The organism is Phormidesmis sp. 146-20 (genome assembly GCF_052939475.1).
The window spans coordinates 1-26,799 of sequence record NZ_JBJPHT010000062.1 but is presented as its reverse complement, the minus strand read 5'-3'; the positions used below and the strand labels follow the sequence as shown (position 1 = coordinate 26,799).

At 50.4% G+C, this 26,799-nt stretch carries 26 protein-coding genes; 15 read left to right on the top strand and 11 right to left on the bottom strand.

Translation table 11 applies throughout. The features are described from left to right. Nucleotides 1-19: 19 nt before the first annotated feature. The 3 genes from ACKFKH_RS29525 to ACKFKH_RS29515 form a co-directional block, all read right to left on the bottom strand. Complete coding sequence (locus ACKFKH_RS29525; RefSeq protein ID WP_446861946.1) at nt 20-1,255, bottom strand: beta-ketoacyl-ACP synthase; 1,236 nt, start codon at nt 1,253-1,255, stop codon at nt 20-22. 133 nt (nt 1,256-1,388) lie between these two features. Then, on the bottom strand, nt 1,389-2,141 hold the full coding sequence (locus tag ACKFKH_RS29520; protein WP_446861945.1) for a peptidylprolyl isomerase: 753 nt from the start codon (nt 2,139-2,141) through the stop codon (nt 1,389-1,391). A gap of 115 nt (nt 2,142-2,256) precedes the next feature. Beyond that, nucleotides 2,257-2,820, bottom strand: coding sequence for a photosystem I assembly protein Ycf4 (locus ACKFKH_RS29515; RefSeq protein WP_446861944.1), 564 nt, complete (start codon nt 2,818-2,820; stop codon nt 2,257-2,259). A gap of 459 nt (nt 2,821-3,279) precedes the next feature. On the opposite strand from ACKFKH_RS29515, the gene psbD reads away from it, so the two are divergent. Both psbD and psbC read left to right on the top strand, forming a co-directional pair. After that, nucleotides 3,280-4,341, top strand: coding sequence for a photosystem II D2 protein (photosystem q(a) protein) (gene psbD, locus ACKFKH_RS29510; RefSeq protein WP_446861943.1), 1,062 nt, complete (start codon nt 3,280-3,282; stop codon nt 4,339-4,341). Next, on the top strand, nt 4,325-5,710 hold the full coding sequence (psbC, locus tag ACKFKH_RS29505; RefSeq protein ID WP_446861942.1) for a photosystem II reaction center protein CP43: 1,386 nt from the start codon (nt 4,325-4,327) through the stop codon (nt 5,708-5,710). Before psbD ends, psbC begins: the two co-directional genes overlap by 17 nt. Before the next feature lie 160 nt (nt 5,711-5,870). On the opposite strand, the gene ACKFKH_RS29500 is transcribed toward psbC, so the two are convergent. Then, nucleotides 5,871-6,083 (bottom strand): hypothetical protein, encoded by a 213-nt coding sequence (locus ACKFKH_RS29500; RefSeq protein ID WP_446861941.1) that lies wholly within the window; start codon nt 6,081-6,083, stop codon nt 5,871-5,873. A gap of 133 nt (nt 6,084-6,216) precedes the next feature. Here ACKFKH_RS29500 and ACKFKH_RS29495 point away from each other — a divergent pair, with 133 nt between their 5' ends. The 7 genes from ACKFKH_RS29495 to frr all read left to right on the top strand — a co-directional run bounded on the left by ACKFKH_RS29495 (nt 6,217) and on the right by frr (nt 12,137). Continuing rightward, entirely contained in the window at nt 6,217-6,402 is a 186-nt protein-coding gene (locus ACKFKH_RS29495) for a hypothetical protein (RefSeq protein ID WP_446861940.1), read from the top strand. Between the two features lie 315 nt (nt 6,403-6,717). After that, nucleotides 6,718-8,859 carry a pentapeptide repeat-containing protein gene (locus ACKFKH_RS29490; protein WP_446861939.1) on the top strand — a complete coding sequence of 714 codons (2,142 nt, stop codon included), beginning with the start codon at nt 6,718-6,720 and terminating at the stop codon, nt 8,857-8,859. 16 nt (nt 8,860-8,875) lie between these two features. Next, a complete protein-coding gene (locus tag ACKFKH_RS29485; RefSeq protein WP_446861938.1) occupies nt 8,876-9,151 on the top strand; it encodes a type II toxin-antitoxin system RelE/ParE family toxin in 276 nt (91 codons plus the stop codon). 40 nt (nt 9,152-9,191) lie between these two features. Next, nucleotides 9,192-9,839: a hypothetical protein gene (locus ACKFKH_RS29480; protein ID WP_446861937.1), complete on the top strand. Its 648-nt coding sequence runs from the start codon at nt 9,192-9,194 to the stop codon at nt 9,837-9,839. A 149-nt stretch (nt 9,840-9,988) separates the two neighbouring features. Next, complete coding sequence (gene hisA, locus ACKFKH_RS29475; RefSeq protein ID WP_446861936.1) at nt 9,989-10,762, top strand: 1-(5-phosphoribosyl)-5-[(5-phosphoribosylamino)methylideneamino]imidazole-4-carboxamide isomerase; 774 nt, start codon at nt 9,989-9,991, stop codon at nt 10,760-10,762. A 111-nt stretch (nt 10,763-10,873) separates the two neighbouring features. After that, on the top strand, nt 10,874-11,602 hold the full coding sequence (pyrH, locus tag ACKFKH_RS29470; protein ID WP_446861935.1) for a UMP kinase: 729 nt from the start codon (nt 10,874-10,876) through the stop codon (nt 11,600-11,602). Then, the gene (gene frr / locus ACKFKH_RS29465; protein ID WP_446861934.1) at nt 11,589-12,137 is read left to right on the top strand and encodes a ribosome recycling factor; all 549 of its coding nucleotides are present in this window, start codon (nt 11,589-11,591) and stop codon (nt 12,135-12,137) included. The genes pyrH and frr overlap by 14 nt, the downstream gene beginning before the upstream one ends. A gap of 452 nt (nt 12,138-12,589) precedes the next feature. Here the strand turns inward: frr and ACKFKH_RS29460 are convergent, their stop codons facing one another. Both ACKFKH_RS29460 and ACKFKH_RS29455 read right to left on the bottom strand, forming a co-directional pair. Further along, complete coding sequence (locus ACKFKH_RS29460; RefSeq protein WP_446861933.1) at nt 12,590-13,474, bottom strand: 4-hydroxybenzoate solanesyltransferase; 885 nt, start codon at nt 13,472-13,474, stop codon at nt 12,590-12,592. Between the two features lie 45 nt (nt 13,475-13,519). Further along, nucleotides 13,520-14,314 carry a sensor histidine kinase gene (locus ACKFKH_RS29455; protein ID WP_446861932.1) on the bottom strand — a complete coding sequence of 265 codons (795 nt, stop codon included), beginning with the start codon at nt 14,312-14,314 and terminating at the stop codon, nt 13,520-13,522. 379 nt (nt 14,315-14,693) lie between these two features. Between ACKFKH_RS29455 and ACKFKH_RS29450 the strand changes: the two genes are divergently transcribed. Continuing rightward, nucleotides 14,694-16,352, top strand: a complete 1,659-nt coding sequence (locus tag ACKFKH_RS29450) for a Ppx/GppA phosphatase family protein (RefSeq protein WP_446861931.1) — start codon at nt 14,694-14,696, stop codon at nt 16,350-16,352. Between the two features lie 723 nt (nt 16,353-17,075). Next, a complete protein-coding gene (locus tag ACKFKH_RS29445; protein WP_446861930.1) occupies nt 17,076-17,864 on the top strand; it encodes a WecB/TagA/CpsF family glycosyltransferase in 789 nt (262 codons plus the stop codon). A 349-nt stretch (nt 17,865-18,213) separates the two neighbouring features. Here ACKFKH_RS29445 and ACKFKH_RS29440 read toward each other — a convergent pair whose 3' ends face one another. From ACKFKH_RS29440 to ACKFKH_RS29420, 5 genes are all read right to left on the bottom strand, one after another. Next, on the bottom strand, nt 18,214-19,284 hold the full coding sequence (locus tag ACKFKH_RS29440; protein ID WP_446861929.1) for a hypothetical protein: 1,071 nt from the start codon (nt 19,282-19,284) through the stop codon (nt 18,214-18,216). An 84-nt stretch (nt 19,285-19,368) separates the two neighbouring features. After that, on the bottom strand, nt 19,369-20,181 hold the full coding sequence (locus ACKFKH_RS29435; protein WP_446861928.1) for a PIN domain-containing protein: 813 nt from the start codon (nt 20,179-20,181) through the stop codon (nt 19,369-19,371). Between the two features lie 99 nt (nt 20,182-20,280). After that, complete coding sequence (locus ACKFKH_RS29430) at nt 20,281-21,771, bottom strand: site-2 protease family protein (RefSeq protein WP_446861927.1); 1,491 nt, start codon at nt 21,769-21,771, stop codon at nt 20,281-20,283. A 206-nt stretch (nt 21,772-21,977) separates the two neighbouring features. Further along, a complete protein-coding gene (locus tag ACKFKH_RS29425; RefSeq protein WP_446861926.1) occupies nt 21,978-23,429 on the bottom strand; it encodes a tetratricopeptide repeat protein in 1,452 nt (483 codons plus the stop codon). 246 nt (nt 23,430-23,675) lie between these two features. After that, nucleotides 23,676-23,924, bottom strand: a complete 249-nt coding sequence (locus ACKFKH_RS29420) for a Ycf34 family protein (protein WP_446861925.1) — start codon at nt 23,922-23,924, stop codon at nt 23,676-23,678. A gap of 366 nt (nt 23,925-24,290) precedes the next feature. Here ACKFKH_RS29420 and ACKFKH_RS29415 point away from each other — a divergent pair, with 366 nt between their 5' ends. From ACKFKH_RS29415 to ACKFKH_RS29400, 4 genes are all read left to right on the top strand, one after another. Continuing rightward, the gene (locus tag ACKFKH_RS29415) at nt 24,291-25,583 is read left to right on the top strand and encodes a CCA tRNA nucleotidyltransferase (protein ID WP_446861924.1); all 1,293 of its coding nucleotides are present in this window, start codon (nt 24,291-24,293) and stop codon (nt 25,581-25,583) included. Nucleotides 25,584-25,704: 121 nt separating this feature from the next. Then, nucleotides 25,705-25,890 (top strand): hypothetical protein, encoded by a 186-nt coding sequence (locus ACKFKH_RS29410; RefSeq protein WP_446861923.1) that lies wholly within the window; start codon nt 25,705-25,707, stop codon nt 25,888-25,890. A gap of 203 nt (nt 25,891-26,093) precedes the next feature. After that, nucleotides 26,094-26,288, top strand: a complete 195-nt coding sequence (locus ACKFKH_RS29405; RefSeq protein WP_446861922.1) for a DUF2281 domain-containing protein — start codon at nt 26,094-26,096, stop codon at nt 26,286-26,288. Beyond that, entirely contained in the window at nt 26,273-26,605 is a 333-nt protein-coding gene (locus ACKFKH_RS29400; RefSeq protein ID WP_446861921.1) for a type II toxin-antitoxin system PemK/MazF family toxin, read from the top strand. The genes ACKFKH_RS29405 and ACKFKH_RS29400 overlap by 16 nt, the downstream gene beginning before the upstream one ends. The last annotated feature ends 194 nt before the right edge of the window (nt 26,606-26,799 follow it).

The window sequence follows — 26,799 nt, the reverse complement described above, 5'->3', positions numbered from 1 at the left end:
GACAGCCTTTCTCAAAAGTCTACCGTGACGCACGACTAAAGCAGACCGCCGCATTTTGCCCCCCAAACCCAAAACTAAAATTTAAGACATTCTCAATCGAGGACGACCCTTTGTGATTAGCTTGAACGTGATTGGCTTGAGGAGACCGCGCCTCTGTCACAAAATCCAACTCAAATTCAGGCGATTTCAACCCCACACAGGGCGGCAATCTCTGCTCCCGCAGGGCCATCAAACAAAACGCAGCCCCCAAAGCGCCAGACGCTCCCAAAGTGTGACCCGTTGCTCCCTTAGTTGAACTGACCGGAACCCCTTGGGGAAAGAGAGTTTGGATCAAATGAGCTTCAGTGCGATCGTTAACTTGCGTCGAGGTTCCGTGAGCATGAATGTAATTAACTTTCTCAGGGTTCAAGCCACTTCTCTCTAAACAGTGCTGAATGGTGGCGATCGCGGTGCGTCTATCGAGGGCTGGCGCACTGACATGAAACCCATCTGCCGTCAGCCCAAATCCTCGAATTTGACCATAAACGCTGGCTCCTCGACAGCTTGCCAACTCCGCAGTTTCTAATACCAAGACGGCTCCCCCTTCACCAAGAACTAAGCCCTCCCGATCGCCATCAAAGGGATAGCAACCCGTTTGTGCCAATGCCCCCATGCGATCGAACCCAATCAGCGTCAAGGGCGTAATCGCAGCCTCCACCGCTCCCACAATCACTCGGTCACACTGCCCGGATTGAATCAGTTCATAGCCTTGAGCGATCGCCCAAATTCCAGTTGCACAGGCGGCCATCGGTGAAAAAACAGGAGCATGAGTTTTGAGCAGTCGAGCCGCCGCGATCGCAGCAGAATTAGGCAACGTTTCTAGCCAATTTTCTAGCAGCGTTGGGTTGGAGTGAGTCGTCAATTTTTCCCAAGCGGATTGATTGCCCCGACTCGACCCGATCACCACGCCACAATCTGCCAACGGCAAAGAAAGTCCAGCGTCTTGCAGCGCATCCCAGACGATTTGCTCAGTCAAGTCCACCAACCCAGCAGGATATTTGTCAATCAGTGCTAGAGGTTTTGGCGGCAGTTGTGGAAAGGGTTGATAAAGTTGAATACTCGATCGCCCTTTCAATAAACCACTCCAACTAGCTTCAAGATTTCCTAACGCTGAGACAAGTCCGATCCCAGTCACCACAACATCCATGTCTGAAGCTAACTTGTGAATGTAGTCAGTCTGATACGAATTCTCTAATTTTCTGGACAAAAGCGGCAAAGACGGTAGACCTCCGACTAAACTCGCTACAACAAAATCCCCAACTTCTTTGAGAAATCGGGGATCTATTTAAAGAGCCTCGCAAGTTTAGGACAGTCTGCCTTGATGCAAACCTGAAGCCGCTATGAGATTCCTAACCCTTCTTGAGCTTGTCTAATCCCTGGGTGACTTTGGCAGACTCAATGCGATCGCCCTGTTGAATCTTATCCACCACTTCCATTCCCTGCGTCACATAGCCAAAGACTGCATAGCTGCCATCCAAAAATTGCAGATCGGACAGGGCAAAGTAAAACTGAGAAGACGCTGAATCGGGAAACGCCGATCGTGCCATTGCTACCGCGCCACGAGTGTGTTTGAGCTTGGGTGCGCCAGAATCGAGAATTTTGCTGTAGACGATCGCATCACTTGTCTTCTCAGGCTTGATTTCTAAGGGAATGTTACGAGCCTGTCCCGTTGCTGGATCAGTAAACCCGCCCGTCCCTAACTGCTCTAAAGGAAAATTAGGATTTTTGCCTTGGGGATCGCCACCCTGCACCACAAATGGCTGAGGTTCTCGCACGACTCGATGAAAGACTAAACCATCGTAAACCTTGCGATCGACCAGATCCACAAAATTGCCAGCCGTGACAGGGGCATCAGTCCCATCGACCTCGATTGTAATGGGCGACCCTTTCACCGTCATTACGACTGTCGCCTTCCCGTCTAGCCTGGGCACGCCTGCCGCTTGCGAAGTTGCCTGAACGCTTGGGATCGGAGAAGCTGCCGAAGGGGAAGCAGTTGGCGGGGCGGTCGGAGCCGAAGAATTTGCTTGTGAGCCGCATCCAGCGATCGCGAAGATGGCAACCGCCAACGTGGATAATAGCCAATTTCGGATTTTTGTCTGCATTTTTAGTTACCCTTCCAACAAAGTCACCTCAACATACTAAGCAAAAAGGCCCAGTTGCAACCAGGAATTAGCCCAGATCATTGTAAAAGTAAGTTTGAGGATTAGGCATGTAGAGCTACAGTCCTTCTAGCGGCACACCCAAAAATCGAGCCAGTTCCGCCGCCTGATTTTCTAATTCTGAGAGGGGCAGAGGTTCACCTACTCGCGTCAATGGGATATCACGCATTCCTTTAACCCGCAAATAAAGCGATCGCTTGGGGCTGATCCCTTCTCTCAGAGTGGTTTTTACAGCCTGCACATCCGATGCCTTAAAGTTCAACTCAATTTCGCGATTCTTCCCCGGAAATCCCCAGCGAAAGATCTTTACATCACCCGTCTGCTTGTTGAATTCGTTGTAGCCGCCTCCCAGATTCCAAATCACGGACAGCCACAGGTAAATTGCCAGTAGCGTGCCAGCCGCTCCATACAAGCCCATCGCCAAACCCTGCGGCACAAAGATCAGCGTCGTTGGGTCGGCAAAGGGCAGAAGGTTAATTTTTAAATAGCTAGAAATTCCTGCTAGGAGAAATCCGGTCGCACCGAGCGAAATAACCATCGCCCACCAGTAATTGCTAAATCGTCGAGAACCCAAAATCTCTTTGCGTAAAATCAGGTTAGTAGGAGTTGTCTGTGCAGTCATAGGACATTCATTACCTGAAGAAGAGATGACAAAATCAGAGTTGCAGCCGTTGACTGATAAGCTTTACAACAGATCGAGATGCAAAGCTGAGAAACAGTGGTCTAAAAAGTTGGCCATTCTAGAGCAACTTCTAAACCAGTATATTACGCTCCACATTCACCTCGGCAAAAGAATCGCGATCGACAGCACATGTTAAATCGTTAAGAGAAACAAAGCTTTATGACAATTAACCCTGAGCAAAAATACTCAAATAGTCATTTCGTCTCAGGAAGGCATGAATTTTCTTGAACTGCTGAAACCATTGGTATTTCTGATGTTTTCAGAAAATTTGATAAAAAGTTTGCTGAGATTTGACGTTTCGCTTTGTAAAATTTCTGATTTCTCTTATTATATGTAGACATATAAACGCGTTCACTCTAGAAAACTCGCATTTTAGTAAAGACTACGAGGGTTTAATTCATGACCATTGCAGTTGGACGCGCGCAGCAACCGAGCAGAGGCATTTTTGATGCCCTGGACGACTGGTTGAAACGCGACCGCTTCGTCTTCATCGGCTGGTCTGGTCTTCTGTTGTTCCCCTGCGCCTTCATGGCGGTTGGGGGCTGGATGACCGGCACCACCTTCGTCACCTCCTGGTACACCCACGGACTCGCGTCCTCGTACCTCGAAGGCTGCAACTTTCTGACCGTTGCCGTCTCCACCCCTGCTGACAGTCTGGGACACTCCCTACTGCTTTTGTGGGGACCCGAAGCCCAAGGTGACCTGACCCGCTGGTTCCAAATCGGCGGACTGTGGTCATTCGTGGCGCTGCACGGAGCCTTCGGACTGATTGGCTTCTGCTTGCGTCAGCTAGAGATTGCTCGACTGGTGGGCATCCGACCCTACAACGCCATCGCCTTCACAGGTCCGATTGCCGTGTTTGTGTCGGTGTTTTTGATGTACCCCTTGGGGCAATCGAGTTGGTTCTTCGCCCCCAGCTTTGGGGTGGCGGGCATCTTCCGCTTTATTCTGTTCATCCAGGGCTTCCACAACTTCACGTTGAATCCGTTCCACATGATGGGCGTCGCGGGCATCCTGGGTGGTGCGTTGCTCTGTGCGATTCACGGCGCAACCGTGGAGAACACCTTGTTTGAAGATGGCGAAAACGCCAACACCTTCCGGGCGTTCAACCCGACGCAGAGTGAAGAAACCTACTCAATGGTGACGGCAAACCGCTTCTGGTCACAGATCTTTGGGATTGCCTTCTCCAACAAGCGCTGGTTGCACTTCTTCATGCTGTTTGTGCCCGTGACGGGGTTGTGGATGGCCTCGGTGGGCATCATCGGTCTGGCGCTGAACTTGCGGGCGTATGATTTCGTCTCGCAGGAGCTACGGGCGGCTGAAGACCCAGAGTTTGAGACGTTCTACACCAAGAACATTCTGCTGAATGAGGGCATCCGCGCTTGGATGGCCACTCAAGATCAGCCTCACGAAAAATTTGTATTCCCCGAAGAGGTTCTGCCCCGTGGTAACGCTCTCTAATAATTCAATCATTGCGGGTAATCGCGACCAGGAATCTTCAGGATTTGCCTGGTGGTCTGGAAATGCCCGCCTCATCAATCTCTCTGGTAAGTTGCTGGGTGCTCACGTTGCCCACGCTGGTCTGATCGTTTTCTGGGCTGGAGCAATGACTTTATTTGAAGTCGCTCACTTCATCCCCGAAAAGCCGATGTACGAGCAAGGTCTGATTCTTCTGCCTCACTTGGCTTCTCAAGGTTGGGGCGTGGGCCCTGGCGGCGAAGTCATTGACATCTTTCCTTACTTTGTGGTCGGTGTTCTGCATCTGATCTCTTCTGCGGTTCTTGGGTTTGGTGGTATTTACCACGCAGTTCGCGGCCCTGAAACTTTGGAGGAATACTCCAGTTTCTTCGGCTACGACTGGAAAGACAAAAACCAAATGACCAACATCATTGGCTACCACCTGATCCTTTTGGGCGTGGGTGCGCTGTTGTTGGTTGCTAAGGCGATGGCTTTTGGTGGTCTGTATGACACTTGGGCACCCGGTGGTGGTGACGTTCGTGTGGTCACGAATCCGACTCTCAACCCTGCAATCATCTTCGGCTACTTGCTGAAGTCTCCCTTTGGTGGCGACGGCTGGATCGTCAGCGTTGACAACCTGGAAGATATTGTCGGCGGTCACATTTGGGTTGGACTCATCTGCATCGCAGGTGGACTGTGGCACATCTTCACCAAGCCTTTTGGTTGGGCGCGTCGCGCCTTTGTCTGGTCAGGTGAGGCTTATCTCTCCTACAGCATCGGTGCCCTGTCTTTGATGAGCTTTATTGCTTCCACGTTTGTTTGGTTCAACAACACGGCTTATCCGAGTGAATTCTACGGCCCTACCGGCCCTGAAGCGTCTCAGGCTCAAGCCATGACCTTCTTGATTCGTGACCAAAGACTGGGTGCGAACGTGGGTTCTGCTCAAGGCCCGACAGGTTTGGGTAAATACCTGATGCGTTCTCCGACAGGTGAAATCATTTTTGGTGGAGAAACGATGCGCTTCTGGGATTTCCGTGGCCCCTGGTTGGAGCCTCTGCGTGGGCCGAACGGACTTGATTTGAACAAGATCAAGAATGACATTCAACCCTGGCAGACTCGCCGTGCGGCTGAGTACATGACTCACGCGCCTCTGGGTTCAATCAACTCTGTTGGAGGTGTGGCGACAGAAATTAACTCCTTTAACTATGTGTCTCCTCGCGCCTGGTTGGCAGCCTTCCACTTTGTGATGGGCTTCTTCTTCCTGGTTGGACACCTTTGGCACGCAGGTCGCGCTCGTGCAGCGGCCGCTGGCTTTGAGAAAGGAATTGATCGCGAGTCGGAACCCGTACTCGCAATGCCTAACCTCGACTAATTGAGTCAGGTACTGAATAAAACTAGGGCCTCTGCACTTGATCGCAGGGGCCTTCTTCTATGGCATTCAATCTTCTGGTATCAAGCCTTCTCGCTCAATTTTGGATCTAACTCTGATAGAGAGTTGCGTTCGTCTCTAGAGAAGTCTTTGAGTATCGTGCTTACTCGTCACTTGGATTCGGCAATCGCTTCTTTGCAGCTTCGATTTCGTCCAGACGTTCCTCAATTAGCTGCCGCAATTTCTGGGCCATTGATAGCTTTTCCCACAGATGGTTTTCTGCGTAAGCGTTTACAAGACGCTCTCGAAGTCCTTCAATATCTACGCTCTGACGATCGGGCACAAATTTACTCTGTCTTTCTACGGGGCTATTCATAGATTAACTTCCTGTAGACAGTACGTTTTAATGCGTTTCATACATTATGCAGCGTTGCATTACTTTTTGCTGCTAGTTGCAGCATTCTAGGTAGAGTGATACAGTAACGCTCAAGAAGTTTTTAGAGTGAATTATGAATCAACCAACTTTCAGGGACGTGTATCGCCCCTATCTGATCGTGGCTGACTTTCCCGGAGAATTGCCCAGGGTGATTGGGCGCACCACAAAATCGATGCAGATGACCATGTGCGATTTCTCAAGCGAAAGGCAGCGCAGGGCAACTTTTATGTGGCATTTGACCCGGAGCCGCAAAAATTGAATCGAGATCCGGTTTCGTGCTGAAGCGATCGCGATTAGAAATCAAACGATCAGGCTTGAAGCGCGATCGTTCCACCTCAAAACTTGGAACTTGTAGCTCAGAACTCGGAACTTCCACTTCAAAACTCGGAACTTCCACTTCAAAACTCGATTACTCGACCTCAGAACTCGGAACTTGCACCTCAAAACTAGAACCGGGATGTTCTGAACTCGAAGATTGCAGTAAGGAATTCTCTTTTTCGTATTTTTTGTGCTATCGCTGTATCAAACCCTGATGAGTTCGCCCAAATTCATCCCTCATCCCTCATCCCTTCCCATGAAAGCCAGCGAAGTCCTCAAACGCTACACCGCCGGAGAGCGAGATTTTCGCCGCGTTGATCTGCGTGGGCAGTCGTTCAAAGGAAAAGATCTATCGGGTGCCGACTTCAGCGAGGCAGATATTCGAGGAACGGACTTTAGCAACGCCATTTTGAAAAAAGCAAGTTTCGTCGGAGCAAAAGCAGGGCTACCCACTAACTGGAAGCTTGGATTTGCCATCCTCTTTTGTTTGGGGTTAATCATCAGTTTTGTGGTTGCATTCTCTTTTATTCATGGTGGATGGTTCCTTTGGCGATCGAACCTTGAACTCAACTGGCTTGCCATTGCTATCTTTGCCCTCGTCTCCGCTGTCATTGCTTATCAAGGTTTAGAAGCGGGGTTTGTGGTGATTGCGATCGTGATGGCGGTCTCCCTACTGCTTATGGGGCTTTCGGCACTGACAGGCGGTGAAATCATCCCTTTTACAATTGTGATCGTCTTGCCAGTTGTGTTGTCTCTGGGGGGTTCTGATTTGGTGGCTGGCTCGATAGTCGTGGCAACCATTGAGCTAGGGGCAGCCATTGGCTTGCTTGTTGCACCCCTCTACGGAGCGACCATGCTGGCTGGGGCATTAGCCGGGAAACAGTTTGGCAGTACACCCGATGTTGTAGAAGTTCCTCTTGACGTGATCGTGCCCTTATTTGCGGCCTGGGCGATTGCCCAAACCCTCCTAGGGGGTTACATGGGATGGCACACCCTCAAGGGAAATGACAAGTTTGCTTTGATTTGGAAAACCTCACTCGTCCTCTCGACGATCGGTGGGACTTCCTTTCGCGGTGCAGATCTGACCGCCGCAAACTTTACCAGAGCGACACTCAAAAACACGAATTTTACGAATGTCTGGGAAAAAGACCCTCATGGCAAGCGTCAAGAACGCAAAACTATTTTGGACTGGGTGTGTTGGCAAGATGCCAAACAACTCGATCGAGCCAGAGTTGGCAATTCCATTCTGACAAACCCGGCTGTGCGCGACTTGCTCATCACTCGCAACGGCTACCAGAAATCATACATTGATGCCAACCTGCGAGCCGCAAACCTGGATGGAGTCAACTTAGAACAAGCAAACCTGACTTGGGCAGATTTGACCTGCGCCACCCTACACCATGTCAACCTGAAAAATGCCAATCTGACTGAAAGCCTTGTTCTCAATGCCGACTTCAGGGGGGCGACCCTCACCGGAGCTTGCCTAGAAGCCTGGAATATCGACAGTCATGCCAACCTGGAGCAGGTAGATTGTCAACATGTGTATTTGTTGCGAAACGAGCAGGAACGCCGCCCCAGTAGCGGCAACTTTGCCCCCGGTGAATTCACCAAACTATTTCAAGAAGTCCTGAACACCGTCGATCTGATTTTCCGCAACGGCATCGACTGGAAAGCCTTTGTCGTTGCTTTTAAGCAAGTGCAGGTCGAAAACGAAGAGACCCCGCTAGAAATCCAGAGCATTGAGAATAAAGGCGATGGCGTTGTGGTGGTGCGAGTCAGCGTCCCACACGATGCCAATAAGCCAAAGATTCACAGTGAGTTTAACCAGCAATATGAACTTGCTCTCAAAGCGATCGAAACCCGCTATCAAGCAGAACTGCAAGCCAAAGACAGCGACATTACCTACTACCGTCAGCAAAACACAGATATGTTAGGAGCCATTCGCTCACTGGCAAATCGACCAATCAGCATCATTAACGAGAACAAGCTTATGAGCAATAGCAGCGACCAAAGCCGCAACCTCAACGTCGGCGGCGACCTCAACGCCACAGGTTCCTCCTTCAACCTCGGTGAAATCAGCGGCAACCTCACCAACACCCTCAACCAGCTATCCGCCCACCCCCAAGCCGCCGAACTCGCAGACTTGCTCAAGCAGTTACAGCGCGCGATCGAGTCCGCCCCCGACCTCACGCCCCCCGACAAAACCGAAGCCCTAGAGCAAATCGGCACTCTGGCAAAAGCCGGAGAAAACCCCCAAGACAGCACTCTCAAGAAACTAGCCGCCACTTCAGTCAAAATTTTGAAAGGGACAGTCGCCGCCCTTCCTAGCACCGCCACGATCGTCGAAGCCTGTAGCAAGCTATTACCGCTGATCAGCAAAGCGTTAGGACTGGGCTGAGTGCCGCGATCAACGAATGGAACCGCAACTCAGAGACATTCAGCTATACACAACAGCCAGCGGCAAAGTGCCCTTCACACAATGGCTAGAAGCGCTGCGAGACATCAAAACTCAAACTATTATCAATAAAAGACTCGATCGCGTGCGTTTGGGCAATTTGGGCGATCATCGCTCTGTCGGCTCCGGTGTCTACGAGTTGCGGATTGACTACGGCTCAGGGTATCGCATCTACTTCAATCAGATTGAAACCACGATCGTCTTGTTACTCTGCGGTGGCGACAAAAGCACCTAAAACAGTGACATTCTCAAGGCAAAAGAATACTGGGAAGATTATGAACAACGTCAAAGCGCCCGTGAGTCATAGCTATCAGAACTATTTGATCTCGCGCCTGAGCGATCGCACCTACGCAGCGACCTATCTAGAGACACATCTTGAAGAAGCCACCGCTGAACCTGACGTACTGCATCTAGCGCTGCTAAATGTATCTGAGGCGCTGAGTCGATCACACCCATTGCTGCAAGCAGCCGACCATCAACAAAAGCTCGACGATTTACTCAGTCAACCGGGAAGTCAAGCCATCCAAAGTTTAGCGGACTGGTTAAATCAACTAGGACTGAAGCTAACGGTTGTCGCTCAACCGCCCACTTCTAACCTTAGTGAGATGGGCAGCACCCATTCGATCAATCCCCCGCATTCCACCTTTTGCCATGCCGAACTCGCAGACTTGCTCAAGCAGTTGCAGAGCGCGATCGAGTCTGACCCTGACCTCCCCAACAAAGGCAAAGCAACCGCCCTCGAACAAGTCAAAACTCTGGCAGAAGTGGCACAAAATCCTGATCAGACTGAGAAGAAAAGCCTGGGCACTCAGGCCGTTACGTTTCTCAAAAACGCAGCTTCGTTTCTCCCCGACACCGCCAAACTTGCAGAAGCTTGTACAAAACTACTGCCTCTGATCAGCAAAGCTCTAGGATTGGAATGAGTCATTAGGGAACTTCTGCGATCGAGTCCGGGGTGCTTGAGCCGTCACTCAATCTGTAACCTCTTCACCGACCTGTAACCTCTTCACCGACAATGAGGTTTGCTCCTACAGTCAAAAACCTACAGTCAAAAACCTACAGTCAAAAACCTATGGAAGTGATTCCCGCGATCGACCTGCTCAACGGTAAATGTGTCCGACTGTATCAGGGCGACTACAACCAATCAGAAGTGTTCAATGACGACCCGGTTGCGGTAGCGCAGCAGTGGGCTGAGGAGGGGGCAACTCGGCTGCATTTGGTGGATCTAGATGGAGCCAAGGTAGGAAACCCGGTGAATTTGGCAGCGATCGCCGCGATCGTTCAAGCCGTAACGGTGCCTGTCGAAGTTGGGGGCGGACTGCGCGATCGCTCCAGCGTTGCGGCTTTACTGGCGACGGGTGTCCGGTGGGCTATTTTGGGAACAGTTGCCGTCGAGAATCCTAAGCTGGTCGCTGAACTGTGTGGTGAATTTCCGGGGCAAATCATCGTCGGCATCGATGCCCGAAATGGAAAAGTGGCGACCAAAGGCTGGCTAGAAACTTCAGAAGTGTTGGCGACTGAGTTGGCAGAACGAATGGCCCAGTTGGGAGCCGCCGCCATTATCTACACCGACATTCATCGAGACGGAACTCTACAAGGGCCCAATCTGGCGGCGCTTCGAGAATTGGCTGCGGTAGTCGCGATTCCTGTCATTGCGTCGGGGGGAGTTAGCTCGGTAACGGATTTGCTGAGTTTGTTGGCGTTGGAACCGCAAGGGGTGACCGGAGCGATCGTCGGGCGCGCCATTTATACCGGAGACGTGTCCCTCAAGGAGGCGATTCGAGCAGTAGGACAGGGCCGCTGGCAGGACATTCCACCTGACTTTGGCTCATCTGCGATCGGCTAACCTGCCTGTAGAGTGAACAGTTTGATATTGAGCTTACAGAAATTTAGCCAAACGCTATATCTGCTGCTATCTTAGGGTGAAAGCAATTGAATAAGAGCAAGTCATCGTCACATGGGAATAACTTATCGGCGGGTTCTGCTGAAGATCAGTGGTGAAGCTCTGATGGGCGACCTGTCCTACGGGATTGACCCTGCTGTTGTCACGGGTATCGCCCAAGAGGTGTCAGAAATCGTGGCCAATGGGGTACAGGTGGCGATCGTGGTGGGCGGCGGCAATATTTTTCGAGGAGTCAAAGGGGCTGCGGCAGGCATGGATCGGGCCACCGCTGACTATATTGGCATGATCGCCACGGTGATGAATGCAATGACCCTGCAAGACGCGCTAGAACAATTGGGAGTACAGACACGAGTGCAGACTGCGATCGCCATGCAAGAAGTCGCAGAACCTTACATTCGTCGTCGGGCGATGCGTCATCTTGAGAAAGGTCGGGTAGTTGTGTTTGGGGCGGGGTCAGGCAATCCGTTCTTTACGACCGATACGACTGCTGCTCTGAGAGCCGCCGAAATCAATGCAGAAGTGCTGTTTAAGGGGACGAAAGTAGACGGCGTGTATGACGCAGATCCGACTCACAATCCTGACGCAAAACGCTTTCAAAGTCTGACTTATTCTCACGTTTTGACCCATGATTTGAAAGTGATGGACAGTACCGCCATCTCATTGTGTAAAGATAACAATATCCCCATCGTTGTTTTTGACATGTCAGTTCCCGGAAACGTCAAACGGGCAGTGATGGGAGAACCTATCGGAACGATTGTCGGAGGTTTTTGTGAAGTTTGCTGAAGTCGAAGACCATATGAAGAAGGCGATCGAAGCCGTTCAGCGGTCTTTTAATACAATTCGTACAGGTCGAGCTAGCACCAGTCTGCTGGACAAAATTTCGGTGGAATATTACGGGGTGCCTTCATCTCTCAAGTCTTTAGCCAATGTCAGTACGCCTGATTCGAGTACGATCCAGATTCAACCCTACGATCGCTCCAGTCTGTCGATTATTGAGAAAGCGATTTCGATGTCTGATTTGGGGTTGATGCCCAACAATGATGGCTCGGTGATTCGGCTAAATATTCCGCCGCTGACGAGCGATCGCCGCAAAGAGTTGGTCAAGCTGGCCGCCAAATACGCCGAAGAGGGCAAAGTCTCGATCCGCAACATTCGCCGCGATGGAATTGATACGGTGAAAAAACAGGAAAAAGACAAAGAGATTTCTGAAGACGAAGCCAGAGATTTGCAGGACAACATTCAAAAGCTAACCGACAAATACATTGCTGAAACTGAGAAAGTTTTAGCCCAAAAAGAAAAGGACATTACAACCGTTTAGCTATTTGCAAAAGCGCAAATTAAGTATAGGGATGCAGTAATGCTGTATCTCTTTTTTGTGTAAGCCTTTACGATTTTTGGCGTTGCTGATTGGAGGGATGAATCTGTGAGAAGTGTCCATCTTTTCGCCCCCTAAATCCCCCACTCTGGGGGACTTTGAACCTTGGGTTCCCCTTCGCATTGGAGGCGATTCATCCCCTGATTCAGCAACGCCCGATTTTTTAAGCTAAAAGTACTGAATTCTATTTTCTTCCCTGAACGGTTCTCCTGATGTTCTGGTCATAAGCTAACCTGATTGGTCAAGAAACCTATGCCCCGTAGAGCTTTTAGCTCAATCTTTTGAGGAAGCTAAAAGCAACCCCCCTCTTTTGCACCACAAGTCCAGGAGAGCCACAAACACCAGGCTAAAAACGAACCGTTTGAGCAGAAGAAATCGAGCTACCTAAAAATTTTCTACGAGCCTGCAATCATGCCAGCCAGTAAGACGAAGCCCACTAATACATCCAGTCTGAGCGCGTGAAGCGTGTTGGGGAGTTTGCCCTGAGAAAGTTTGTAGTACTGGTACGCCCAGCCGATCGCCGCCACTCCTACTGTTACCCAAAACGCCCAGCCAAGCTGCATCACCATTCCTAACTTTGCCAGAAGCACGATCGTAGCCGTGTAGAAAGCGCCGATCGCCTGGGGAGCATACTTGCCAAAAAACAGCGCACTTGAATTCACGCCAATTCGCTGGTCGTCTTCGCGATCGGGCAGGGCATAAACCGTATCAAAAGCCAGCGTCCACAAAACCGTTGCGCCCCAAAGCAGCCAGGTTTCTTGACCCAGACAAGGGGTTGCGGCCGGAATGGCAGAACAACTCACCGCACTCCAACTGATCAAAACCGCAAACCCCCAGGCGATCGACAACACCAACTGAGGCACCGGAAAGACTCGTTTTGCGCCTGGATACAGCAAGATGACTGGAACGGCCACCACACAAAGCCAAAAAGTCAGCCGATTTAGATAAGCCGTCAGTCCATAAGCGCACACCAGCCCGACCAGCATGACGACGACACCAACCTTGATCGAGAGCGATCGCGATGCAAGGGGACGATTACGAGTTCTCTGAACTTGGGGATCAATATTGCGATCCCACAAATCATTGGCGACACAGCCTGCCGCACTCGTGGCCAGCGTTCCTAAGACAATCACAGCCACCAAAATCCAGGGAGGCGTTCCTCTAGCAGATAGGAACACCGCCCAGAGCGCAGGAATCATCAAAATCAAACGTCCTTCTGGCTTGTCCCAGCGCAACAGTCGAAGAACCTTGAGCCAGATGGATTCGGGAGTTGTTAGCATAGAGAGTTTGAATTGAGCCTAATCAGCGTTCAAAAGCATCCAAACCTATTGTGCAACGGGCAGGGTAAAGAAAAACCGACTGCCTTCTCCGTGGGTGGATTCAAAACCGATTTGACCGCCCTGGTTTTCGATCAAAAGCTTACAGAGAGAAAGCCCCAACCCGGTGCCCGAAATGTTGGCACGATCGCGGTGTCGCACTCGATAAAATCGCTGAAACAACTGAGGTTGAGCCTCGGTCGGAATCCCTAACCCGCGATCGCGCACCCACACTTCCACCAATCCTTCTGAATGCAAACTTGCCCCAATCACAACAGCAGTCTGAGCAGGAGAATACTTAATGGCATTAGACACAAGATTGATCAACACTTGAGACACCTGCCAGCGATCGCCCCAAACTTCTGGCAAATCGGACTGAAACTCATAGGCGGCTGAATGATGAAATAGAGCCATCACTTCTTGGGCCAGACTGCTAATTGAGAAGGCGATCGGCTGAGACACCAAACCCCCTGCTTCAAACCTTCTCAAGGCAACCAGGCTTTGCAGCATTTCTTGCAAATGTTCGACCTGTTGACGAATCAGATCTAAAAACTCCTGACGCTGGTCATCATTCAAAGACGGCTCACCCAGCAAATGGACAGATCCTTGCAGCGAAGTCAGAGGGGTGGCGAGTTGGTGCAGCAATAAGTGGATAAACTCGGTCTGAGAATCCACCTGATCTTGCAGTTGTTGTTTTTCGTCAAGCAGGACTTCGAGCAGGTCGGACGTGTCCAGCAGAGGGGCAATCGGGCGATTTCCCTGAGACGGATTGTGGTTCTCACCAGGTAAAGGAACGTGAGACATCTCAGTTTAATCTCAGTTTGGGCGTTGAGTGCGAAAGAGATCATCTGTGGCCGTTTAGGAAATGCCTTGGCACTTGACGAGCCTAATTATTCAGATTATTTCATTATGTTACAAATCTAAAGTTTTTTAGCAAACTTAGACGGTAAGCATTTCTACCTGGAGAGATTTTGTCTGATGGATTGTTGTAAAAACGACTGAGAAACTCTTAAGATCAACCTGACCCTCGATCTGCAACCTCTTCTAATCGTCCTCCGTCAAGATAGAAAGTAGACCGCAACCCGTTAACTGTCAGCTACGCATCCATCTTCTAACCCGTTAAAAATGCTACAAAGTTTCTGTTGTCGATCGTCCCATTCTGCCCCGCAAGCCGCTTCATCGCATGGTTAAATCAACCTATACCCCTCCCGAAACGTTGGTCAATATTCCTACGCCGCCCAGCGATCGAGACCGCATCCTAGCGGCAATTGACGTGGGGACAAATTCAATTCATATGGTTGTGGTTCGCATTCAGCCCCGGTTGCCCGCGTTCACAATCATTGCGCGAGAAAAGACGACAGTGCGATTGGGCGATCGCTGCAAGCAAACTGGACGACTCACCCCAGAAGCGATGACACGGGCAACGGACGTACTAAAACGCTGTCAAGAAATTGCCAAAAGCCTCAACGCCGAACAGACGATCGCCGTCGCCACTAGTGCAGTTCGAGAAGCCCCGAATGGACAGGAATTTTTGCAGCAGATCGAGGCAGATTTGGGGCTGTGGGTCAATCTGATTTCAGGGGTCGAAGAAGCTCGGAGAATCTACCTGGGTGTGCTTTCGGGGATGCAGTTTAATGACCAACCCCATGTGATCATTGACATTGGTGGTGGCTCAACTGAGTTGATTTTGGGTGACGGGCACGAACCGCGAACCCTCAGTAGCACTAAGATTGGAGCAGTCCGCCTGACTTCAGAACTGATCACCACCGATCCCATTAGCCCCACCGAGTTTCAGTATCTCCAGGCTTATATTCGCGGCATGTTAGAGCGCCCCGTCGAAGAGTTGCAGACTCAACTCAAACCAGGCGACACCCTGCGAATGATTGGCACGTCGGGCACGATCGAGACGCTGGTCAGTCTGAATGCTCGTGAAAAATTTGGCACGGTTCCCACGCCACTCAATGGCTGTCAAATCACTCAAAAAGACCTGCGTGAATGGGTCAATCGCCTCCGAAAGTTGAGCTATGCCGATCGCCTTTTAATTCCTGGACTCAACGATCGACGCGCTGAGATCATTTTGGCGGGGGCAATGATTTTGCTCGAAGCGATGACTTTGCTCAAGGTGGAGACGTTAGAAATCTGTGAACGATCGCTGCGTGAAGGAGTCGTCGTTGACTGGATGCTGGCCCACGGCTTGATCGAAGATCGGCTTCGCTATCAAAGTTCTGTCCGTCAGCGTAGCGTTCTCAAGAATGCTCAAAAGTATCAGGTCAATCTAGAACACAGTCAGCGCGTCGCTCAATTTGCCCTCAACTTGTTTGACCAAACCCGTGGTCTGTTGCATTCCTGGGACACCGATGCACGAGAACTGCTGTGGGCGGCCGCGATTTTGCACAACTGCGGGCACCATGTCAGTCACGCCTCTCACCACAAGCATTCCTATTACCTAATTCGTCACGCAGAACTGCTGGGCTATACCGAGATCGAGATTGAAACGATCGCCAATCTAGCCCGCTATCACCGCAAAAGCAGCCCCAAAAAACGTCACGACAGCTACCGAAATCTCACTAGCAAAAAACATCGTCGCATCGTCGAACAATTGAGTCCACTACTGAGATTGTCCGTTGCCCTTGACCGCAGACAAATCGGGGCGATCGCTGACATTCAGTGTGACTATATTCCTGACCTACAAGAGATGCGGCTGCTGCTACAAGCGACTGAGCCTGACGAAGATTGTGCTTTAGAACTGTGGAGTTTGGACTACAAAAAGAGCAGCTTTGAGTCAGAATTTGGAGTCAAGCTTGTCCCCATTCTGAGAACAATTTCAGCTAGAAACCCTTGAAACTAGGTGAATTCGATGAGATTGTTCGCTTCGATTATCAATTCGAGTCACTTCCAAATCCCCTACGGGTGAGGGGTCTAGGGGCTGCCCAGATTAATCACCGTAGCGAAAGATTTCATCGAATTCACGCTGTTTTACGTTGCCCGCAAAGGGTCGCTTCACGTTACCTACAAAAAGTCGCGTTTTAGTTGCAGTAGAAAAGAATCAGAAATTGCTCTGAATTCAAGCTGTGAAGGGATTCAAGCGACTCCGTATTTTCTGGTAGGTAATCTTCATCATCTATTAGGTTTTCTTCACTGAATTTTTACAGAAATAGCGATAGGTTTGGGGGCAGGCAGCTTAATTTGCTTAAGTTTAGAGGAATCTAATTTCTTCACCTCAAAGTCGAATTTATGTAGGCATATTTCATCTGAGCTTCACGCTCCACTGAGTAAAAATACGGTATCTTCTCCTTAAAGGGTACAGATTTTCCACTAACTTCTCAGCGTGTTCTCCGTATTTTATCTATTAAGGATATTCACTGATAAACATACGGAGGCTTCTCAAAAAGCTTATCTGTCTTTAGTCTCGCCCCCGCTAAAGTGCTTAACCAGTAGGCTTTAAGTAACAAAGTAGACTTGACAACTACAACGCCCAAGAATTACTCTGCCCGGTAATTTAATTTCTATAGATTGGTGCCTGAAATCACTTTCAGAGTAAATTTCCAGTTTCAAGAATGCGATCATGACCTTAGAAACTTCCATTCCTGCTCAAAGCGTAATTGGCTTTCCGGTGACTGCACTGCCGTTTGACCAGCAGATTTCAGTCATTCTCAAGTGGGCCAAAAGTCGAATCAGTAAAGTGGTCTGTGTCGCCAACGTTCACATGCTCACAGAAGCCTCCTGGGACCCTGCACTGGCCTCAGTTCTCTACAATGCAGATATTGTCACACCTGATGGGATGCCGCTCGTGTGGATGGTGCGACTGTTGGGCCGCTATTCGCAAGACCGAGTGGCAGGGATGGACATCATGATGTCGCTTTGCGATCTGGCTCCTTCTCAAAACATCAGCGTCTTTTTTCTTGGCTCCGAACCAGAAATTTTGGACAACATGCGGAGCCGCTTTGAGCGAGAGTTTCCTGACCTCACCATTGCAGGCATGGAGCCTTTACCGTTTCGTCCGCTGACCCCTGCTGAGGATGCGGCAGTCATTCAAAAAATTCATGAGAGCGGGGCAGGAATCGTCTTTGTGTCTCTGGGTTGCCCCAAGCAAGAATTTTGGATGGGACAGCACAAAAGCAGAATTCAGGCGGTGATGATCGGGGTCGGGGGCGTTTTTCCCATCTATGCAGGCATTCACAAACGGGCACCCTATTTCATTCGTGAATCAGGTCTGGAGTGGCTGTATCGTCTTGCTCAAGAACCTCGTCGGCTGTGGGGCCGCTACCGCAAAACGATCCCACCGTTTCTGTGGCTGGCGTGTAAGCAGCTTTTGAGTTCACAAGGGAAAATCCAGACTTCGAGCCGAGATTAAGCTTGAGATGGTCGAGGCTCGTAAATTAAATCGTTATCTATAGGATGTGTTGAGCTAACTCGATCGCGCCACCAGCCTGAAATTTTAAAATCGGTGCGTTTCGCATAGCTCTGCGTTAACGTCAGTTCGATGAATTCTTCGCTTTGCTTGCAGATCCCAAAACGCCCCCTAAATTCCCCACAAGTAGGGGACTTTAAGACCAGATCTCCGACCCAAAGGTTTTCATCTGTAGGGGATTTGGGGGACAACCTAGATCTGCAACCAAAGCGAAGAAATTCATCGAATTCACGTTGATCAAAAAGTGTTTACAGCCGATCGAGCGAATTGGTATACCTGGTCTAATTGACGCTCAACTCGCTTGATCGAGCCGTCTCCAGGCAGCGATCACGGTTTGAAGAGGCTGGGGTAGGTGAGTCTGAATGCTATCAGAGTATTGAACCGTACCAGCGCGAGTCGAAAGTGTAACCGTGATAATGTCTGCGGAGCCTGGAGTAGCGGGATAGCTGAGGCGATCATACGCCTTGATCGCTGCCATAACCTGTTGAAACTGACGCATCTGCTGAGAAGAAATCCGAGTGGTTTGCAGCAAAGAAGCTGTGCCATTGGGGTTGAGGCGACTGCGAATCAATCGACCGTCTTGAAGCAAAACAGTTTGCTGCGTTTGACCCGCGAAGCCGCCACTAGCGATCGCTCGAAAAATGACGCTTTGCGGCAATTTGGGCAGGTCATTCACCGGAATCTGAACAGGCTTCAGTAAAGTCTCCCTGGCGGATTGGTCAAGCTTCACCAACGAGCCTGAGAAATTGGTGCGATAGACCCAGCGCTGTCCGGTTGCTTCTACCACCACGAGCCAACCAGGAGCCAATGCCTGAGTACAAAAGACTCCCTTCTCTGCCAGTCCCAGACAGCCATCGCTCCAGGTTCTTTGTTCAGCTTGGGTGATCCGCAGCGCAGAGCGAGATAGATTTGATTGCGCCACCGCATCTCTCAACACCGCATCTTCTACCGACGCTGGAGGCGATTGCTCCTGGATTCCCGCTACACGCAAAACTCGTCCTTCGCGATCGGTGTGATAAACCCAGGTTTGCTGGTTTCTAGCGACAACTACGCGCCACCCCTCAACTAGAGCTTGACCACACAGTTCATCTGGTCTTGCCAACTCCAGGCAGCTATTTCGCCAGGTGCGCTTTTCAGCGGTTCTGATCCGCAATTTTCCAAGTGGCACTCTGACCCGACGAGACAGATCGCGCCGCACCTGATCCGCGATAAACTTTGGCAGGGCTGAGGAGCGATTGCTTCGCTTGAGCAGGTTGATGGGATCAGCAGACACAGGCTGCACCATTGGCACACCCGTCACCAGAGACAAGACCGCCACTAAAACAATCACAGACAAAAATTTAGTCGATCGGTTAAGTTGCATCGCAAAGCAGGATAACAAGAACTGCACTCCCAGACGCAGAGGTGAGGATAGCAAGTTCCAGTGTGAGGTTGACGAGTGCAAAACTTAATTTTCGACGGTGGACATCTCCGGCAAAGTGGGTAGGTTGCGATCGCGCATAAATTGATTAAACGCTTTGGGCTGCACGATGTACCAGACAATTCCCATAACTAAAATTGCTGCGACCAGCGCTGATAAGCCTGACACAATTTGATAGAGCGCCGTAGGATGGTGAGAATCTGGACGGATGGCACGCAGATTTTCTGCTCTAGAAACTCTGGAAACAGCGCGGGACGGCGGTCGAGCAGGACGAGTTGGTTTGGTCGCGGTGGCCACACGAGTAGACGAAGGCATAATGCCAACTGTCACTGTTGTAGACCGCATGGCTTGCAAATGTTGAGCCACGATCGGTGGGCGACGACCGCTACGAGTCCAGATCAACAGTGCCGACAGCGGAATTCCACAGAGATTGGCGATGCTTAATCCTTGAATGCGCTGTAACAGCGGTTGATCATTACCAATCAGGGCCACAAGCCGACCAGGACTACTGCGTGACAGCCCATAAGCACATTCTGCAACCGTGAGCGCAAGTCGGGCCCGCCTGCTATAGATCTGTCCAGCAACGGGTTGGAGTGAGGAATGAGTCGCCCCAACGCCCGTCAATTGCCAATCGCTCTCACCAAAAAAGCGCACAAATTCTCTAGCGGTCTGCTCCTGATTGCGATCGACCCCAACTCGCCCTAGCGCCTGGATCTCTTCGTAGACTGCCTGGGGTACAAAACACCGTCCAACTCGTGAAAACTCTTGCCACTCGCGGGTTTGACCAGCCAGTAGCGCCGTGAGATCAAACAGGAGAAAAATGGGAGGTAATTCAGACATGGTTTTAGGGAGGTGACTCAACGGGAACTCTAAAGTATGAAGTGTAATTTATCACTGACCGTTTACGCTTCACACTTGATAACTTAAATTTCAACAACCTCACCCACCAATTCCGAGTCGTCCTGCCAAACTGGGTGTCAGGGGTAAAAGAATCGTAACCATTAAAAAGAGAGCCAGCAAGCCTAACGCCGCCCGTGCGTCATCGGGTTCTAACAATTCATTCAGGCTGGGGCGTTCTAAATTGCGCTGCAAGACCAAAATCACGATCGCCCAATATAATGCTAGCGGATTCACTAAAGACGTGAGAGCTAACAGGATCACGGTCGCGATCGTCGTCCAGCCTGCAATTTTGCGTCCGTAGATCGCCTGGACAATTCTGCCACCATCAAGCTGACCCGCAGGCATGAGATTGATCGCCGTGACGAGCAGCCCAATCCACCCCACAATGACCAAGGGATGCACAGCAATGACGGTCTGCTGAAGCGCACTGCCCAAGACAACTCGTGCCAAAGTTCCTACTAAAATCGAACCCTCAAAAAACTGAGTCGGCACCTTAAACAAACTGCCCTCATGAGAAAGCAGCAAGCCACCGATCAGCAAAATTAACGAAACGATGCCGCCAGCGGCTGGGCCAGCAAACGCGATATCAAACAACGCATTTCGGCTAGGCAGCAGAGACTCAAATCGAGTGATCGCCCCAAAGGAGCCAATTTGCCAGGTTGGAATAAACAAGGGAAAACCCAGGCGAACCTGATGCCGTCGTGCCAAAAACCAGTGACCCAACTCGTGAGCCGCCAAAATCGTGAGAATGCCACTGGCGATCGGCAACACTTCCCGGTATCGGCTCAAGTCGGTGTAAAAATCAAAGCCCAGTAGAAATCCAGACGTTTCTAAACAGGTTGCGATCGTTCCCGTCAACAAAACCCCTGCCAAAATCTTTTGGGTCAGCGTGGCAGGCTTGGGATCATTGGCGCTCGGTAAGATGACGACAACTGGCTTGCCATCCTGATTTTCGACCAGAAACAGCCGATAGCGATCGCCCAATTTGTCGTGCAGATTTTTGGAGAGGTGATCGTAGGTCGGTTCAATTTCACCTCGCAGGTTACCTCTAAAAATCGCCCCATTCTGATAGGGGATCGTTTCGGTTGCAAAAAAAGTATCAATCCCAAAAATCCCTTGAATTGTCTTGAGATCCTCTAAGGGAATGGGCATCTCCTCGGGTTTTTCGAGGCTATCCGGTGAAGGCGTTGTCAGCGTTTGGGAGGGAGGCTCGATCGCCTGAGTTTCAAGATTGTCAGTTTCAACATTGGATAAAGTAGACGCTCGTTTGGTCAAGACTTCCTGACCTGCTGCCCGGAGCCGTCGCCCAATTAAAATATAAGAACCAGTAGAAATGACAAATAACAACAAGACACCCGCCAAATTGAGGTAGATGCCCACCGAAAACAAGCCAAAAAATAGCAGCCAGGGAGCCATCAGCACAACCGACTGCAACCAGGCCAGAATGCCAATTTTGCCAAAGGGTCTGGCCCGATAATAGCCCCAACCCAAAATCCCTAAAGCCACTAGCACAGTTAGCGCAGTAATCATCTCCAAACCCCTGTAAGACAATGCTTACGCTCGATCAAGCAGAGAGCGCTTCTAAGTCTACTCTATCGAAGTTGGGGGTCTGTTGAGTGATCGGATTTGAGGAGAAATTTGAGTTGGGGAAGGGTGGAGGAGCTTGGGCTATAGACTTTAGACTTCGGACTTTAGACAGAAAGCATTTCGAGTTGTAACGTCTCGATCTAACGTCTCTACTGGTTCTTGAGTTTGACAATCTGATCTAACACGCTGCGGTAGCCTTCTGCTTGACCTTGTTGGAGGTAGAGATCGCCTGCTTGTCTTAGATCGGTCAATGCTTCTTGACGATCGCCCAGGCTGGCAAGCAATACGCCGCGATGATAGTAAGCATCTGCACTAGTTGAATTGATCCGTAAGGTTTGGCTAAAGTCAGCGATCGCCCCGCGCGCATCTCCCAGATCCATTCTGGCTTTGCCGCGATTTTCGTACGCTCTGGCATCGGTGGTGTCGAGACTGACGGCTTGGGTGTAGTCAGCGATCGCCCCGGCTCGATCGCCCATTTCTGACTTGGTTTCGGCACGGCTGACGTAAGCGGCCGCGTAATCTGATTTGACCTGCAACGCCTGAGTGTAGTCAGCCAGTGCGCCCTGTTTATCTCCGACAGAGGCCTTCAAATCACCGCGACTTTTTAACACTTCTACATTGTCGGGCTGGAGTTTGAGGGCTTGATTGTAGTCAGCGATCGCCCCCTGCACATCTTCTAGCGCAGCCCGTACCATTCCTCGTCTCAAAAAGGCATCGGTCTTGTCAGGATTGAGTTTCACCACTTCGCTAAAGTTAGCCTGAGCAGCTTCTAGATTCCCCAACTTAGAATGAGCCAGCCCTCGATTGTAGTAAGCAGAGGTGTAGGTCGGTTTGAGGCGGATGGCTTGATTAAAGTCAGCGATCGCTGCCTGGTCTTCTCCAATTTCATGATGCAGTGTGCCGCGACTTAAATAGGCTTCTGCGTAGTCGGGCTGAAGTTTGATCGCTTGATTTAAATCATTCATAGCAGCTTGACGATCGCCCTTCGAGAAGTGAACATAGCCCCGATTGAGTAAAGCAGGTGTGTAGCTCGGCTGAAGCTGTAAGGCTTGATTGAAGTCAGCGATCGCGCCCTCGGTGTCTCCAGACTGAGCGCGAATATGTCCCCGATTGACGTAGGCTGGCACCAGGTTGGGATTTAGCTCTAGGGCTTTGTTGAGGTCAGCGATCGCACCATCGGCATTACCTACTGCATAGAGAGTCGTTCCGCGTTGGGCATAGGCACCCGCATCAAAAGGACTGAGCCTGATCGCCTGATCAAAGTCTGCCATCGCTCCAGTTGAGTCACCCAGATTCGATCGGGCTGCCCCTCTTCCTACGTAAGCATTACTGAGATTAGGATTTAGCTCGATCGCTTTGTTGTAGTTCTCAACGGCTCCTCGATAGTTGGCGCTTCTAATTTGACCTTCTCCGGCTCCGTAAAATTTCTGAGCTTCTTGTTGGGTTTTAGACAGTTCAGACGCTTTGACGGGTTCTGTTGGGGTCGGTGCTTTGGCGGATTCTGTCTGGGCTGCCAGCGGCGCAACACTACTGAAAGTTGTAACCAAGCCAACCACAACAGCGTGGACAGCGTGACGTGAGGAAAAACGGATCAGGCTCATGGCTTTAAGTCAGGATGTCTTAGAAAGAACAAGGGTCTTTTTCTAGCTGACTGTTCCCAAAATTGAGGCCTGGATCACGTCTGGCTTTATGAAGTTTTTACCAAAGCTTAAGGAGTTTCCCGGAGGAGAGGTTTCTCGGCAAAAGCAATTGTGGCTGGCGGTTCAAACCGCGCCTAACAGAACGAAGTCGCCTTCGCAGACTAAAAGAATTTTTGAGGGGCGAAGGCGGGTTTTGATGAATTCAGATTAAGTCGGCACCATCTCACCCGGACGTAGCCTGGCCCATTTGCCGTGTTCTGATTTAAAGCTGAGACACCCTACAACGTCCCATTCCATCTCGATGTAGTCGGAGCGATCGCGGATGTTGACATTGATCGTCGGCTCGGTCGCTTCAAAGTCGGGTGTCTCGGTGAGATGGGGCTGTTCGTGCTGGTGTTCGACCGCGTGATAGGTGGTGCAGCGGTCTACATAATGGCAATTGACACAGATACACATTGTTCTAATCTCTCTGCAACACAATAGAAGGGAGTGGGGCAAGAATGGAGATGATTTTCTGTTACTCTAGCTCAGGCGAACGAATTATTCATTGGCTTCTGGGTTGATTTATGTTGCGGTTAGCGGTTAGCAAAAGATGGAGGCGGCGCAGGTGGGCGATTTCTAGACCCCAGACGCTCCATACCTGAAAAATCAAGCGCCATACTAGAGAGGTGTGGTCGCTTTGATTGAGACGATCGTTTTAGAAACGCTGACTCGACTGCCTGTAGCTGCTTCAATTCACTGCCAGTCGCTTCTTTGTCACTTCGCCAGCTTTACCCCGTTTAGGATTAGTTTGAATTGAATCATCTGTGTTGGCAAAACGTTGTGGTTGCCTCTTCTGCCCTGTCTCCCGAAAGCTGGCCCTTTAGTCTAAAGTGGCTACCTGAATCTGCGTGTCTGGTTGGTGGAACGGTTCGGGATGCTCTTCTCAAGCGGCATTCTGACTATTTGGATTTGGATTTTGTGCTACCGATCGCGGCGGTCGAAACGGCCCAAGCGATCGCGCGTCACTATCGAGCCGGGTTCGTGTTGTTGGATGCGGAACGCCAGATTGCTCGTGTCGTGTTTGAGCAGGGAACGGCTGACTTTGCCCAGCAGGTCGGCCCGACGCTAGAAGCCGATTTGCGCCGACGTGACTTTACGGTGAATGCGATCGCCTACAACCCACACACCTCTCAATTACTCGATCCGCTGCAAGGTCATGCCGATCTACAACGGGGACTGCTTCGCATGGTCTCGTGTGAGAATTTGGCAGAAGATCCGCTGCGTCTGTTGCGGGCGTATCGTCAGGCAGCCCAGCTAGGATTTGCGCTCGAATCAGAAACTCAGTCCGCTATTCGCCAACTCGCACCCAAACTAGGGAGAATCGCCGCCGAACGGGTGCAGTCAGAGTTAAATTATTTGCTCAGTTCTCCGAAAGGAACAGACTGGTTGAGAGCCGCGTGGCAAGATGGTCTGCTGCAAGATTGGTTTCCCAGTGCGACAGAAGTGAGTTTGACGCGATTGAGGGCGATCGACCAAACAGCGGTAGTCTTTCAAGAAACCTGGGCTGAGTTTGAGGCGGAGTTGTTTCAAAACATTCGTACTGCCGCTCGTAATGGTCAAGGCAAGCTCGAAAAGTCTTCTGGCTCGACCCGCAACTGGCTAACGATCGCCAAATTAGCCGCTTTACTGAGTCCTGATCCTCAGCAGGCAGAAGGGCAGTTGTGGCGATTAAAGTACAGTCGAGCCGAGATTCAGGCAGCAAGTACCGTTCTCAAAAATTTGCCCCGGTTTGAAAACAATGCTCAGACCGAGTGGAGTTTGGGAGAGCAATATTTCTTCTTCCGCGAAGTGGGCGCTACCTTTTCGGCACTGGCTATCTTGGCGATCGCTGCGGGCACTCCTTTAGAAACGATCGCGCCTCTGATTCACCGCTTTCTCAATGCTGAAGATCCGGTTGCTCACCCCAGTTCTCTGGTCACAGGGCAAGATTTGATGTTGGCGCTCGGTCTCGCAGCCGGGCCGCAAATCGGTCAACTACTGGCAGCGCTACAACTAGCACGAGCCGAAGGGAAGATTTTTAACGCTGAAGAGGCGATCGCCTGGGCTGCAAATTTGGCGCGGTCAACTGGATAGCTGTGCGGATTATGTTAGAGTGATCTTCTCACTCAATTCCTTTCGGGGCTAGATTCGTTTGGCTTTGATTTGAATGCGATCTGTCTACAATTCTTCAACTGATGTCTCAAAAGGGGTAAACATGGCTAAACGCCGCAACCAAAAGAAAGAAAAAGCGCTCCGTAACCAGGCTTATGCTCGTAAGTTTCGCAAGCGCACTAACACAGGTCGCATGACGCGAGGCAGACGCTACGACAACAATCGCGATGAGTCAGAAGGCGATCAAGAAGGTGCAAGCAGAGGCAATGAGGGTGCTGCTGACGTATAGCGGCTGGCCTTAAAAGATTGTCAGGATCAAAGATTATCAGACGGGCTGAGATTTTAACGGTTCATGCCTCTTCTGAATTGCAAACGATTAAATCTTGCCCAAGTCCCCGGATCTCAACAGGTCTGGGGACTTTTGATTGTAGATCTCAGTCCAAAAGGTAGAACTTCTGTGTAGACTGAAGCTAATTTGATTACCAATAAGTGATGCCTTCTAAACAGCAATTGCTTGATGAGATTGAGCAGATCCCCGATTTTCTGGTCGAGGAAATTCTAGATTTTGTGCAATTTTTGAAATCGAAGCATCAACCAGATAGACAAGAGACCGCGTTGTTGAGCGAGTCCACTCTAGCAAAGGATTGGCTTAGACCAGAGGAGGACGAGGCTTGGCAGGATTTGTGAGAGGCGATGTGGTGATTGTACCGTTCCCGTTCTCAGATCTTACTGAGGCAAAAAGACGACCTGCGCTAGTGTTGGCGGTGCTAACAGGGGATGATTTAATTTTGTGTCAGATTACGAGTCGTTTGGTGAGAGACGATTCTGCGATCGCTCTAGAAAGCTCAGACTTTAGTTCTGGAAGTTTGAGGCAGTCAAGTAATATCAGACCCAATCGCTTGTTTACTGCCGATCAACAAATCATTCGCTCAATAGCCGGACAGTTGAAAATAGAGAAACTGAGTGAGGCGATCGATCAAGTGATTAAACTGTTGCAGGCTTGAATGTGGTTACATGGAGTCAATTTAACCAAATAGTATCTCTGAGTAATTCTTAAAGCTTTTCTGGTTTTATTGGGTCGATTGAAGATTGTTTTTTAGGACTTGTAGTCTTCTCCTTCAAGATCAGTTCAAACGATATCTTGTAAGTAGGTGGGTAGAATTAATTGTAAGATAAGGAGGCTGCTCAATTCCTCAAT